We start from the raw sequence: 13,867 nt of genomic DNA, 5'->3' as shown, positions 1-13,867 counted from the left end.
GCACTAAAAAACCGCCCATTGAAACAATGGGCGGTTCATTGACTGGCATGAATCAGTGGTTGTGGCGCGGCGGCGTTCTGGCGATCTGCTGGAATTCCGAAGCACCTTCTATGACGGCGCCATCGGATAGCTGCGTTACCGTCTGGCGATAGATTTTCTGCCATGGGGTCGCATCCGCAGGCACTGCCGGAATGCCGCCAAGCTTGCGCCGCTCGATCTCCGCACTATCGATGAGCATATCGCAAAGCCCTTCGTTGAAATCGATGCGGATGACGTCGCCAGTGCGCACCCAGGCCAAACCACCGCCTGCCGCGCTTTCCGGCGAGGCGTTGAGGATGGAGGGGCTGTCCGCCGTACCCGACTGGCGACCATCGCCTATGGTGGGCAGGCTGCTTATACCGCGCTTTAGCAAGGCATCTGGCGGCTGCATATTGACGACTTCGGCCGAGCCGGGCCAACCCAGCGGGCCTGCGCCGCGAATGACCAGAATGGTGTTTTCATCGATCCCCAGTTCGGGATCGTTGATACGTGCGTGATAATCCTCGGAGCCGTCGAAGATCACGGCCTTGCCTTCAAAGATTCCCTCGCGACCTGGTTCCATCAGATAGCGTTTGCGGAAGTCTTCCGAAATGACACTGGTTTTCATGATGGCAAAATCGAACAGATTGCCTTTGAGTACCAGAAAGCCGGCGCTTTCCTTAAGCGGCGCAGCATAGGGATAAATCACATCGCGGTCGGTGGCCTTCCGATTTTGCAGATTCTCGGCCATGGTCTTGCCGGTTACTGTCGGCACGTTCCCCGAAAGCTTGCCTACCTGCATCAATTCCCACATGATGGCGGGTACACCGCCTGCGCGGTGAAACTTTTCGCCCAGATATTCACCCGCAGGCTGCACATTGGCCAGAAGCGGGATGTCATAGCCGTGGACTTGCCAGTCTTCGGGGCGCAGATCGACGCCTGCATGCTTCGCCATTGCGGCCAGATGCGGCTGCGCATTGGTCGAGCCACCGATTGCAGAATTGACCCGGATCGCATTGAGAAATGCTTCGCGGCTGAGAATATCGGATGGCTTGATGTCTTCTAGCACCAGTTCGACGGCACGGCGGCCAGTGCGGTATGCCATTTGGCCCCGGGCGCGATAGGCGGCAGGAATGGCCGCGCAACCCGTGAGCGACATGCCGAGCGCCTCAGCCATGGCATTCATGGTCGAGGCGGTGCCCATCGTGTTGCAATGACCGATGGAAGGTGCTGAATCCAGAGCCGCATCCAGAAATTCTTCCTCATCGATCTCTCCGGCTGCAAGCTTGCGCCGCGAGCGCCAGATCACTGTGCCGGAACCCGCAAGGGTGCCTTCATGCCAGCCATCGAGCATCGGGCCACCCGAAAGCACGATTGCGGGAATATCGACGGTTGATGCCGCCATTAGCGCTGACGGTGTGGTTTTGTCACAGCCCGTCGTCAGCACGACGCCATCGAGCGGATAGCCATAAAGAACCTCGACCAGGCCGAGATAAGCGAGGTTGCGATCGAGCGCGGCTGTCGGACGCTTGCAGTTTTCGAACATCGGATGGGTCGGGAATTCAATTGGGATGCCGCCTGCATCGCGAATGCCGTCGCGAACGCGCTTGGCCAGGTCCACATGATGGCGATTGCATGGCGTCAGATCACTGCCACTCTGGGCGATGCCGATGATGGGCTTGCCGGAGCGCAGTTCTTCGGGCGTGACGCCTGAATTCATGAAGCGCTCCAGATAGAGCGCAGTGAGGTCAATATGATCGGGATTGGCGAACCAGTCCTGCGAACGCAAACGACGTTTCTCGTTATCTGGCTTACTCATTTTAGGATTTGGCTCCCCGACCGCCATTCTTGTTTTCCAGATGCACCAGCAAGGCGCTGTGATCTGTTTCGCCACCGCCATTATCGACAAAATCAGTAAATTCCGCCGAAACCGCCTCGGTGAGAGGAAGCGTCAGCGACAGGTCGCGGGCGGTGGCGAGGACCGCTTTCAAGTCTTTAAGCTGGTTGCGCGATGCGCCGCCCGGCTCGAAATCCCGATCGATCATCCGCTTGCCATGCAATTCAAGAATACGGCTTTCACAAAAGCCGCCGCGTATGGCGTCGCGGAAGGCTTCACGATTGCCGCCGCCCGCTTCCACCAAAACCATGGCTTCAGCAATCGCGCCAATGGTGACGGCCACAATCTGCTGGTTGGCAAGCTTGGCCAACTGGCCCGCGCCGCTTGGGCCGACATGGGTGACACGCCCCATCGGGGCGAACACATCGGCCAGTTCGGCAACGACATCCGCTTCGCCGCCGGCCATGATGGCGAGCGTTCCGGCTGCTGCGCCAGCCACGCCGCCGGAAACCGGCGCATCGATATGACGAATGCCGGACTGGGCCAGTTTTTGCGCATGCTCACGGGCAAAAGCCGGGGCGATCGAACTCATATCAATAATGGTCGCCCCCTCTTCGAGGGCGGCAGCAACGCCCTGTGCGAACAGCACATCGCCGACGGCATTTCCATCCGTTAGCATGGTGATGAGCACGGATGCATCCTTTGCCGCTTCCGCAGCCGTTGCAGCAAGCATGGCGCCATCTTCGGCCAGAGGCCGGGCCTTGTTACCGTCACGGTTCCAGACCGTGACGGTAAAACCTGCGCCCAGAAGGCGGCGCGCCATTGGCGCCCCCATCAGTCCAGTCCCTAGAAAAGCTATTTTGACGCCGTTATGTGACGTTGCGGTCGTGTTCAAAGAGAGCCTCCCAATTCATCATCGATATGCGCGCGAATGATGTCTTCAAATGACGCATCGGCGGTAAAGCCCAGCTCGGTTGCGCGTTTCGCTTCAAAGCCAGGAGCCCACCCATCGACCATTTTCATGATCATTTCATTGGGTTCGCGACGAATAAGCCCGACGGCCTTGTCACCGGCAACGTTGCGCAGTGCTTCGATCTGCTCGGCAACGGTGGCGCTCAGGCCAGGCATTGACAGGTTGCGACGGGGGCCGACCTTTGCCAGATCGATGGTCGCGCCGTGAAGCAGGAAGCCGACAGCGGAACGCGGCGAAGCATGCCAATGGCGTACATTGTCCGGCACCGGCAGAATGGCTTCCTGCCCAACCAGCGGTTCGCGCAGAATGTTGGAGAAGAAGCCCGACGCAGCCGCATTGGGCTTGCCCGGACGAATGCAGATGGTAGGCAGGCGAATGCCGATGCCGTCGAAGAACCCGCGACGGCTGTAATCGGCCAGCAGCAATTCGCTGATTGCCTTCTGGGTCCCGTAGCTGGTGAGAGGCGTCGTGTGGAATTCATCGGGAATCGGGAAGGGCAGCGGTGCACCGAATACAGCAATCGAGGAGGTGAAGACAACGCGCGGCTTGTAGCCATCGGCGGTATTGGCCAACCGGATCGCATCGAACAGGAAGCGCGTACCATCGAGATTGATGCTGTAGCCCTTGTCGAAATCCAGTTCGGCTTCACCGGATACGATAGCCGCGAGATGGAAAATCACATCGGGACGGCTGGCGACAATGGCTTGAGCCGTCGCGGGATCGGCAATATTAGCGGCGCTTGAGGCGACTTTGCCGGTAAAGCCAGCCGGCGCATCGGCCGCCACCACGTCGACCAGCGACAGTTTCGTGATTGCCTTGCCATCAAGGCCGCCATCGGCCACTAGCCGTGCCGCCAGTTTGCGACCGACCATACCTGCGGCACCGATAATCGAAATATGCATTCTGAATGCTCCTCACCAGTTTTATCAGCCTGCCACGCGACTTACAGCAAGGCTACCAAAAATCATATTGTAAGGTTGTCTGATAACCGTATACGAAGGCGCTGAAAACAGGTTTTTACAGCCTTGCACGGATTCAGCTCAAGCAGTTTGCTGCCGCCGCTTGTCAAGCGGGTTCATACACCCGATTGACAAGGATCGATGGGCCACGGCGATGGGGGAATGCTTGCGAGTTGATCGAGATAGGCGTTGCACCAGTCAAAAATATCGTTCTTATTGATGGCATCGATCATGGCCGCGTAACGTTCACGTCTTTGTTCCAGAGGCATGGATACGGAACGCCCGATCGCATCGGCAATTGTTTCCACGTCATAGGGGTTGACCAGAAGCGCGCCTGCTCTCAACTCGTGCGCGGCACCCGCGAAGCGCGAGAGAACAAGTACGCCGGGATCTTCGGGGTCTTGTGCCGCCACATATTCCTTTGCGACAAGGTTCATTCCGTCGCGTAGCGGTGTCACCAGCCCCACTCCGGCCATTCGGTAGATGGCGGCCAGCACATGCTGGCTGAAAGCCCGGTTCACATAGCGCACCGGCGTCCAGTCGAGACGGCCCAAAGTGCCGTTGATATGCCCTGCAATCTCGTCCACTTCGCGCTGCAACGCATCATATTCCGCCACGCCGGAGCGGCTTTTCGGCGTGATCTGGAGAAATGTCACGCGTCCGTGCCATGCCGGGTTTACTTCGAGAAAACGGTGGAAGCCGGTCAGCCGTTGTGGCAGTCCCTTCGTATAGTCGAGCCGGTCGACGCCGATAATCAGTTCGCGATCGCCAAGCGACCGGCCAAACCGCTGGATCGTGGGGTTGCCGATGGCAGTTTGCGCCGTATGGGAAAACGTTTTCACATCGATGCCGATTGGAAAGGCACCGACCCGGAATTGCCGCTCCGAATTGTGGAACATGCCCGGCTCATTGGCCAATGGCTTGGCGACTCCGCCGCGCTTTAGGCAAAGCGCAAAATTCTCGGCATCGTCCTCGGTCTGCAAACCGATAAGATCAAGTGCAGTCATGGCCCGCAAAAGCATGTCCTGCACCGGCAATGTAAGGAACACATCCGGCGAGGGCCAAGGAATATGCATGAAAAAGCCGATGCGGTTGGTGATCCCCATCTGCCGTAGTTCGGCTGCGAGCGGAATAAGATGATAATCGTGAATCCAGATCAGGTCGCCTTCCCCGACCAGCGGTCGCAGCCGTTCGGCAAACAGGCGATTGACGCGAAGGTACCCAGCCATATCGCGCCGGGCATAATCGGTGAGATCGATACGGTAATGGCAAAGCGGCCAGAGTACGCTATTGGCCAGACCATCGTAATATTCCGACAGGTCGCGATCCGACAGATCGGTCAAGGCGTAGGAAATCTGTCCTTCCTGCCGCGTTACCAATGGGCCGGGGTCATTCTCGCCGCTCGATTTTCCGGACCAGCCCATCCAGACGCCGCCGCGCTCCTGCAAGGCCGCATGCATCGCTACGGCCAGACCACCTGCAGGCGGGCGACCGGGATCGGGAACCCGGTTGGAAACGACGATCAGGCGGCTCACAAAACTTCCTCCCAAGAACGAGATAGTGCCATCGCAGCATTAATCAGCCCCACCATCGAATAAGTTTGCGGAAAATTTCCCCAAAGTTCGCCGCTTTCGACATGAACGCCTTCCGAAAGGAGGCCAAGATGATTGCGGTGCGAAAGAATATCATTGAATATCTCGCACGCTTCCGTCTGACGACCCGTGCGCACCAGGGCGTCGATCAGCCAGAAAGTGCATGCCGTAAATGCCGTTTCCGGCGCACCGAAATCATCGGGGGTGCGATAGCGATAGAGCTGGTTGCCAAAACGCAACGCATTCTCGCATGCGCTGACTGTTGCAATAAACCGGGGATCGTCCGGAGCGATGAAACCGGACTCTGCCATTAACAGCAGGCTTGCATCCAAATCCGACCCGTCGAAAACGGAGACAAAACTGCCCTTTGCCGGGTTCCATGCGCGTTCCAGAATGGCGCTGCGTATCCGCTGGGCACTTGTCGCCCAGCGTTCGCCGGAGCCCGGCAGCTCCAGTCGCTTGGCGATACGCGACAGCCGGTCGCATGCCGCCCAACACATCACCGCCGAATGAGTATGGACCCCGTTTCGTGATCGGTATTCCCATAATCCGGCGTCCGGCTTGTCCCATCGAGCCTCGGCTTCTTCCCCGAGCCGTTCCAGAAGCCGGAAGAGTGTCTCGCCGCCCATATCGGGCAGACGTTCATCGAAGAAGCACTGGATCGCAGCAAGGATTACCGATCCGTAGCCATCGTTTTGCACCTGGGTCCAGGCTGCATTACCACGCCGTACTGGACCGAAATTGCGGTAGCCTGAAAGGCCGGTCACGACATATTCATCCAGTTGCCGTTCCAGTCCCAGCCCGAACAGCGGCTGCATATAACCGTCAGGCGAAGCGGCGGCGAGATTGGAGACATAAGCGAGGTAATTCTCCATGGTCCGCGTGGCATTGAGGCTATTGAGCGCCTTGACCGTGAAATAGGAATCCCTGAGCCAGCAAAACCGATAATCCCAGGTGCGTCCACTCGCCCCATATTCGGGAATTGAGGTCGTAAGCGCCGCAACGATAGCCCCGGTTTCTTCGTTCGAGCAGAGCTTCAGCGTGATCGCTGCACGAATGACAACATCCTGAAAATCGGCGGGGAGGGCGAGACTGCGCACCCAATCGAGCCAGTAATGGCGCGTTTCGCCTAGAAAATGACGCGCAATATCCATCGGGCTGCTGGTGAGGCGCTCGTCGGGCCCGAGGACGAAGGCCAGCGGGCGGTCGAGTATGAACGGTGTTTCGCCCAGCACGTATTCGACCGGCGCATCGGTCGTCAATCGAAGGACATGATCGCCGAGAATATAACGGATATGGCTGGTTCCGCGGGTTGTTTCCGGCGGGTTTTCGCCGTAGCTGGAACGCGGGCGCAGCGATACGGACAGTCTCGGCGTGCCAGAAAGCGGCTCGACGATCCGTACAACGGTGAATCCCCTGAATATCCGGCCGCTCATTTTAAATCGCGGTGCGAAATCAGTGATTCTGGCCTGATTACCCTCGGCATCGGTCAAGATGGTTTCAAGGATCGCAGTATTGCGCATATAATGCTGCTCGGTCTTCGCCTGTTCCGTCAAGGAGAAGCGCCAGACACCATCATTCGTATCGCCATTGGGATCGAGCAGGCCGCAAAAGACCGGATCTCCATCCATCCGTGGGGTGCACATCCAGCAAATCCCGGCCTCCCGGTCGATAAGGGCTGCAAGTGCGGCATTTCCCACGACCCCCAGATCCAGTGATGGAGCGGGTTTTTGCAATGCCAAATCTGCATTCATTCCGTCAGCCTCCTTATCCAGCGTCTCAAAATCTCCGGCGATGCCATTTGTGCCAATGCTTCAGTCCTGGTCCCATTCCGCACGATCTCGAGCGGCGAGCCGACACGCAGGCTCAACCCTCCCATTTCATTGACCGCTGCGAACATTGTTTCATCAGTGAAGTCGTCGCCGGCGGCGAAGGGTCGTCTGCCGCGAAATGGCTCTGCATCCATAAACTTGCGGACAGCCATGCCTTTATCGCTGCCGGAAGGCTTGAGCTCGATGACGAATTTTCCCTCCTGCAAGGCGTAGCCGGGAGTTGCGAGGCTGTCAGCCACCCGCATGATGCGTCTGACATCGGCTTCGCGTTCCGGTGCCATCCGGTAGTGGAGGGCGAATGCCCCACCTTTGTTTTCGAAAAAAACGCCGGGAAGATCGACTGCTGCCTGCTTTGCGAATTCACGTCCGCGATGGAAGCCTTCGGGAAGTGTCATGGCGCTCGGATTGCTGCACCCGCCTGTTGCCGATGCCTGCCTGACCTGCGCGCCGTGAAGCCCAGCCACCGAAAACCTGTATCCGGGGAAAAGCCGGTCCACAAAGTCGACCGATCTGCCCGATACAATGGCGAGCGCGCCGGAGGTGCATTGATCGAGTTTCTCAAGCGCCGACTGCAAACCCTCTGCGGGTGTGACCCCGTCGGGTGAGGGCGCGATGTCGAGCAACGTTCCATCCAGATCGAAGAAAAAAGACCACTGCGCAAGATCGGAGAAGTCGATGGGTGCAATATTTTCCGCTGATCTCAAAAACTGGATGTCGGAGAAAGAGCTCATATCGGTTGTGGTGGATAATGTGATCGGCCCAGCCGTCTTTGGATCATCCTGATGCATTCTTGAAAGAATATGGCATGAACAGAGAATTTCAACCGCCCTTCTTTGGCGCGATTGCCGCAAGCAGTATGCGGATAAGCACGCCATGGCCGTCAATAAAATGACCGGCTTTGCAAAATGACCTTGTTTGACCGAACCGTTCGGAGATAAGCAGGGCTGACGGCTTTTAACCGGAAAAGAATATGACCAAGTTCTCCGATACATCTCTCCGCAATGACCTTTCCTCGCTCATTGAGCAATTGTCCGACGGGCTGGAACACCATCTCATTGAAATCCGCCGTGACATACATGCTCATCCGGAAACGGGCTTCGATGTCGAACGCACTGCGAGCGTGGTGGCACGCGAAATGGAACGCCTGGGTATCGAGCACCAGACGGGTGTCGGACATACCGGCGTCGTGGGGTTCATCGAGGGCGGGCGACCAGGGCCGACATTGGTGATCCGCGCCGATATGGATGCATTGCCCATCGAGGAACAAACCGGGCTTCCATTTGCCAGCGTTTACCCCGGCAAGATGCATGCCTGCGGACATGATCTGCATACGGCGACCTTGATCGGCATTGGCGGCGTGCTCAAGCAAATCGCGCCGCAGCTTGGCGGCAATGTCAAACTGATGTTCCAGCCCGCCGAGGAAACGCAGGAGAGCGGTGCACGGGCCATGATCGCGGACGGCGTTCTGGATGGCGTGGATTATGCGCTTGGCTTCCACAATCAGCCGGACGAGCCGACAGGCACTTTTACTTTTGTCGAAGGCATTGCCAACGGATCGTCCGATGAGTTCGACATTACGGTTCATGCAGCGTCAGGCCATGCCGCGCGCCCGCATCAGGCCGTCGACCCGATCGTCGCCACCGCGCAGCTCGTCACGCAGCTTCAGACGATTGTTTCGCGTGAGGTCGATCCCATGCAAGCGGCTGTTCTGACAATCGGCTCGATCCACGGCGGGCACACGCATAACATTATCCCCGACTTGGTCGCGATCATGGGCACGGTGCGCTGTCAGGACCCAAACGCCCGTGACATTATCGAGGCTGCGGTGCGCCGCATCTGCGCAGGGCTTGAAGCGTCTTTGCGCGTACGTTGCGAAATCAACTATGTGCGCGGCGTGCCTTCAATGGTTTCTGATCCCTATCTGGTCGAAACCACGGGCGCAGTCATTCGCGAGCATTATGGCGAGGTTTTCTTCAAGCGCGGCGGAAGCCTCGGTTCGGAAGATTTTGCGCTGGTGGGCGAAAGAGTGCCGTCATTCCAGCTTGGTATCGGCGCTTCGCAGGAAGGGCGCGACGACAAGCTGCATAATTCCGATTATCAGCCCGATGAACGTTCGATTGCCAACGGGGTTGTGGCGCTTTCACTGGCAGCGGCACGCATCCTGTCATGATAGATAAGGGCGGCTGTAAAGCCGCCCTTTGTTTTTAATCAAGCGCAGAGATATCGGTTCGATAGCGCGTGAATGTGATTGGTGCCGATGCCGCAGCAGCCGCCGATAATGCCTGCACCATGGTTCACCCAGCGCTGCGCCCAGACGCCATAAGCGTCGGGGTCGAGGTCAGCACGGATTTCCGTAACCGTGGCGTTGGCTTCCTCGTCGCCTTGCTGGGACGGGAACGCATTGGCGTAGACGCCAATCGGAGTGTCCATGTGCAGTTCCTCAAACACCTGCTTTGCCGCGAGAATGGCCGCATCCATAACTTCCGGCATGGCACAGTTGAAGAGCAGCGCTTCCGCTCCGAGTTCGGCGGCAAGACGCGCGCCATCGGCAACGGTTTCACCGGAACGCAACTGGGCTTCACTCATTTCTTGCGGGGGCATGTCGTCGCGCAGCGTATAGGAAATCCAGAGCGGCTTTCCGGTTGCGCGAATGGCTTCGTGTGCGGCCTTCACTTCGACGAGGCTGCTTTGGGTTTCGGCGAGCCACAGATCAATGGAAGGCGCCAGCCCATCCACCAGTACACTGAGCAGTTCTCCTGCGCGAGCCGGATCGAAAAGCTCCGGCTGGTAGGAGCCGAAAACCGGCGGCAACGAGCCGGCGACCTTGACCTTGCGGTCGGCGGCATCGGCAGCTTCGCGCGCAATGGTGCCGGAAAGGGCGGCAAGCTTTCGGCCTTCGGCTGCAAAGCGTTCTTCGCCGATGTGGAAAGGCACGACGGCATAGCTGTTGGTGGTGATGACGTCTGCGCCAGCGGCGATATAGCTGTCATGAACCTCGCGGACGAATTGCGGGCCTTCGATGAGTGCGAGCGCCGACCATTCCGGCTGACGGAACGGTGCGCCGACACGTTCGAGTTCACGCCCCATGCCGCCATCGAGAATGATTGCTTTCCTGCTCATGATGTCATGTCCTTGTTGGTATTTTTATTGCCTGCGCGTTCCGCGATGATGTTGTCCAGCCAGCCGGGCGCCATCTGCGGCACGGATGAAAGAAGCTTTCCCGTATAGTCATCATAGGGCGGCGTCAGCACAGTTGATTTCTGCCCGTAACGCACGACTGAACCGCGATGCATGACTGCAATCTTGTCGGCGATGGCGCGGACGATTGCCAGATCGTGCGTGACAAAGAGATAGGATGTGCCTGTCTCGTTCTGAACCCGCCGCAACAGGTCGAGAATACCTTCAGCGACCAGCGGATCGAGCGCGGAAGTCGGCTCATCACACAGAAGAAGTTTGGGACGCGCGGCCAACGCACGAGCAATGCAAACACGCTGTTTCTGTCCACCCGACAATTCCGCTGGATAACGCTCCAGAATGCTTTTTGGCAGCTCGATGCGCTCGACCAGTTCGTTGACCGTCTTGCGCCGAGCTTCGCGTGCCATGCCAAAATAGAATTGCAGCGGCCTGCCGATGATATCCGCGATAGTACGGCGAGGATTGAGCGCAAGATCAGGCAATTGACTGATCATCTGAATATTGCGCAGCGTTTCCCTGGAGCGTCTTTCCACGCTTGACGGTAGTACCGCGCCATCGAAGCGGATTTCTCCCTGCGTTGGCTGAAGCAGGCCGCTCACGACCCGCGCCAGCGTCGACTTTCCGGAGCCTGACTCGCCCACAATAGCCAGTGTCTGACCCTTTTCGAGATCGAGCGTGATGTTATTGAGAACCGGTGTTGCTGGATCATAAGAAGCACAGATGTTTGTAATTGACAGAAGCTGTGCAGATGACTGTGTTCGGCCTTCGGTTTCCTTCTGGCGTACAGCGACGAGCTGGCGCGTATAGTCCTCACGCGGCGCGTCGAAAATCTGCCGCACAGAGCCGATTTCGACCATGCGCCCATGACGCAGCACCATGATGTCGTCTGCAATCTGGGCGACGACCGCCAGGTCGTGCGAGATATAAAGCGCCGCCGTACTTGTAGCGTCGATAGCCTTCTTGATGGCGACCAGCACCTCGATCTGGGTCGTAACATCGAGCGCGGTCGTGGGTTCGTCAAAGACAATGAGGTCGGGTTTGGGGCAAAGCGCCATTGCAGTCATCGCGCGCTGGAGCTGCCCGCCGGAAACCTGATGGGGATAGCGCTCGCCGAAGTGTTCAGGATCGGGCAGGCCAAGCATGGTGAAAAGTTCGATGGCGCGTTTTTTCGCCTCCGTTCGCTTCATCAGGCCGTGCCAGAGGCTTGCTTCGATAACCTGATCAATCAGCCGGTGTGCGGGATTGAAAGCAGCGGCTGCCGACTGTGCGACAAAGGCCACTTTGGAGCCGCGCATTTTCTGCATGTCCCTGCGCGACAGCGAGAGAACTTTCTGCCCGTCAAGGGTGACGGCGCCGCCCGTGATCTGCAAGCCCCCGCGCGTATAGCCAAGCGCCGCAAGGCCGATGGTGGATTTACCGGCGCCAGACTCACCGATCAGGCCCAGAATGCGGCCCTTTTCCAAAGTGATATCCACGCCGTCGACAACCACGCCGTCATCGGAGCTTATTTCAAGGCCGGTGATTTTCAGAAGTGGTTCAGCCATCTTGCCGGGCACCCCGCTTCAGACTTGATGTGCGCTGCAATATCCAGTCGACGACGAAATTCACGCTGATGGCGAGAAGTGCAATAGTTGTGCCGGGGATAAGGGCTGCGAAAACCCCGAACATCAGGCCATCCTTGTTTTCCTTGACCAGACTGCCCCAATCGGCGACCGGCGGCTGAACGCCAAGGCCAAGAAAGGATAACGTCGAAAGAAACAGGATCGCGAAGACAAAGCGCAAGCCGAACTCCGCCAGAAGCGGTGAAAGCGTATTCGGCAATATTTCATTGAAAATGATCCAGCCTTTGCTCTCTCCGCGCAGGCGGGCAATTTCGATATAGTCGAGAACAACGATGTCTGAAGCAATGGCACGGCTGACACGAAAAACGCGGGTCGCTTCCAGCACAGCCATGACTGCGATCAGCACGAAAACGCTTTTGGGCAGAACGGCAAGCACGACGAGCGCGAAGATCAGCGTCGGTATGGCCATAAGTAAATCGTTGGCGCGCGACAGGAACTGATCCGGCCAACCGCCTGTAAGCGCTGCAAGAAAGCCGAGCGGCACGCCGATCAGAAAGGCGAGAATTGTGGCAGCGGCGGCAATCGAAAGTGTGAGCCGTGTTCCCCAGATGACGCGGGACAAAAGATCACGGCCGATATTGTCAGTACCCAGAAGAGCCTCGCGCGATGGTCCCTGCCACACGCTGCCGACGACTTCCGATATCGGATGCGGGGCGAGAAAGTTTGCGAAAATCGCAACGAACACAAAGAAAGCTATGCCGCCAAAACCGATTGCCGCGAGCAGGCGTGAGGTTTTTTTACGCTTTTTCATCGCGGATGCCTCAGCCGGGGATTGGTCAGAATCACGATCACGTCGGCAATGATGTTGAGGCCGATATAGACGGCTGCGAAGATCAGGCCACAGGCCTGCACCACGGGCACGTCGCGCTTTGCGACATGATCGACCATATATTGGCCCATGCCCGGATAAACGAAGATGACCTCGACCACCACTACGCCGACGATGAGATAGGCGAGGTTGAGCGCAATCACATTGACGACCGGTGACAGCGCATTGGGAAGCGCATGTTTAAGCAGAATGCGCCAGCGCGGCAGGCCCTTGAGCTGCGCGGTCTCGATATAGGGCGAGGACATGACGGCGAGCAGCGAAGCGCGAGTCATGCGCACCATGTGACCGGTCACGGCGATAACAAGCGTCATGCAGGGGAGGGCGATTGCCGTCAGCCGCTGCCAACCGCTCATCGAGGAGTTGACAAGGGCGCTTGATGGCAAAAGCCCCAGCGAAATTGCGAAATAGGCAATCAATATATAAGCGACGAAGAACTCGGGCAGCGAAATGGTTCCGAGCGTCGCAACTGCAATGCCACGATCAATCACAGTGCCTGCATAAAGAACGGAAATCACCCCGAGCAGCAGTGCCAGCGGGATCGCGAACAGCGCCGACATTGCAGCCAGATAGAGCGTATTGGCAAGGCGCGGCGCAATGCTTCTGGCGATGTCCTGTCGGTTCGAATAGCTGCGCCCCAGATCACCCTGAACGGCATCACCCAGCCATTCGCCGTAGCGCTGGATGGCGGGTCTTTCGAGACCCAGTTCCTTGCGGATATTCTCGACGGCCTGTGGTGTCGCCTGCTGGCCGAGCATCGCTGTAGCAACATCGCCAGGAAGAATCTGGGTTCCGGCAAAGATGACGATTGAGATTGCCCAGAGCAAGACAATGCCCAGCAATATGCGGCGTGTAATCAGCCCTACAAGCGAGTTGCCGCGCAGAAGGCCAAAGGGACGCCGACGGCCCTCATGCGAAACGGCTGTCGCGTCGCTTTGAGATAGGGCCGTTGGCATGTCTGTCATTGGCGGTCCAGTCCAAAAACCATTGCAAAATGAAAGCGCCGCCCGTGT

At 58.0% G+C, this 13,867-nt stretch carries 11 protein-coding genes; 1 reads left to right on the top strand and 10 read right to left on the bottom strand.

Annotated elements, in window-relative coordinates; translation table 11 throughout:
• Nucleotides 1-52: 52 nt before the first annotated feature.
• From KUG47_RS07715 to otsB, 6 genes are all read right to left on the bottom strand, one after another.
• Nucleotides 53-1,837, bottom strand: coding sequence for an IlvD/Edd family dehydratase (locus KUG47_RS07715; protein WP_217677354.1), 1,785 nt, complete (start codon nucleotides 1,835-1,837; stop codon nucleotides 53-55).
• 1 nt (nucleotide 1,838) lies between these two features.
• Nucleotides 1,839-2,750, bottom strand: a complete 912-nt coding sequence (locus tag KUG47_RS07710) for an NAD(P)-dependent oxidoreductase (protein ID WP_217677353.1) — start codon at nucleotides 2,748-2,750, stop codon at nucleotides 1,839-1,841.
• A complete protein-coding gene (gene denD, locus KUG47_RS07705; protein ID WP_217677352.1) occupies nucleotides 2,747-3,730 on the bottom strand; it encodes a D-erythronate dehydrogenase in 984 nt (327 codons plus the stop codon). Before denD ends, KUG47_RS07710 begins: the two co-directional genes overlap by 4 nt.
• A 173-nt stretch (nucleotides 3,731-3,903) precedes the next feature.
• On the bottom strand, nucleotides 3,904-5,322 hold the full coding sequence (gene otsA, locus KUG47_RS07700) for an alpha,alpha-trehalose-phosphate synthase (UDP-forming) (protein WP_217677351.1): 1,419 nt from the start codon (nucleotides 5,320-5,322) through the stop codon (nucleotides 3,904-3,906).
• Nucleotides 5,319-7,133 carry a glycoside hydrolase family 15 protein gene (locus KUG47_RS07695; RefSeq protein ID WP_217677350.1) on the bottom strand — a complete coding sequence of 605 codons (1,815 nt, stop codon included), beginning with the start codon at nucleotides 7,131-7,133 and terminating at the stop codon, nucleotides 5,319-5,321. The genes otsA and KUG47_RS07695 overlap by 4 nt, the downstream gene beginning before the upstream one ends.
• Complete coding sequence (gene otsB / locus KUG47_RS07690; RefSeq protein WP_217677349.1) at nucleotides 7,130-7,915, bottom strand: trehalose-phosphatase; 786 nt, start codon at nucleotides 7,913-7,915, stop codon at nucleotides 7,130-7,132. Before otsB ends, KUG47_RS07695 begins: the two co-directional genes overlap by 4 nt.
• A 266-nt stretch (nucleotides 7,916-8,181) precedes the next feature.
• On the opposite strand from otsB, the gene KUG47_RS07685 reads away from it, so the two are divergent.
• Nucleotides 8,182-9,381 carry a M20 metallopeptidase family protein gene (locus KUG47_RS07685; protein WP_217677348.1) on the top strand — a complete coding sequence of 400 codons (1,200 nt, stop codon included), beginning with the start codon at nucleotides 8,182-8,184 and terminating at the stop codon, nucleotides 9,379-9,381.
• Between the two features lie 38 nt (nucleotides 9,382-9,419).
• Here KUG47_RS07685 and KUG47_RS07680 read toward each other — a convergent pair whose 3' ends face one another.
• The 4 genes from KUG47_RS07680 to KUG47_RS07665 are packed head-to-tail and all read right to left on the bottom strand — an operon-like array spanning nucleotide 9,420 to nucleotide 13,819.
• The gene (locus KUG47_RS07680; protein WP_217677347.1) at nucleotides 9,420-10,331 is read right to left on the bottom strand and encodes a homocysteine S-methyltransferase family protein; all 912 of its coding nucleotides are present in this window, start codon (nucleotides 10,329-10,331) and stop codon (nucleotides 9,420-9,422) included.
• Nucleotides 10,328-11,950, bottom strand: a complete 1,623-nt coding sequence (locus KUG47_RS07675; protein WP_217677346.1) for an ABC transporter ATP-binding protein — start codon at nucleotides 11,948-11,950, stop codon at nucleotides 10,328-10,330. Before KUG47_RS07675 ends, KUG47_RS07680 begins: the two co-directional genes overlap by 4 nt.
• Nucleotides 11,943-12,779 carry an ABC transporter permease gene (locus KUG47_RS07670; RefSeq protein WP_217677345.1) on the bottom strand — a complete coding sequence of 279 codons (837 nt, stop codon included), beginning with the start codon at nucleotides 12,777-12,779 and terminating at the stop codon, nucleotides 11,943-11,945. Before KUG47_RS07670 ends, KUG47_RS07675 begins: the two co-directional genes overlap by 8 nt.
• Nucleotides 12,776-13,819 (bottom strand): ABC transporter permease, encoded by a 1,044-nt coding sequence (locus KUG47_RS07665; RefSeq protein WP_254799360.1) that lies wholly within the window; start codon nucleotides 13,817-13,819, stop codon nucleotides 12,776-12,778. Before KUG47_RS07665 ends, KUG47_RS07670 begins: the two co-directional genes overlap by 4 nt.
• Nucleotides 13,820-13,867: the final 48 nt, after the last annotated feature.

It is taken from the genome of Falsochrobactrum tianjinense (assembly GCF_019100495.1).
Lineage (GTDB): Bacteria > Pseudomonadota > Alphaproteobacteria > Rhizobiales > Rhizobiaceae > Brucella > Brucella tianjinense.
This window is presented reverse-complemented; position numbering and strand designations above follow the sequence as displayed.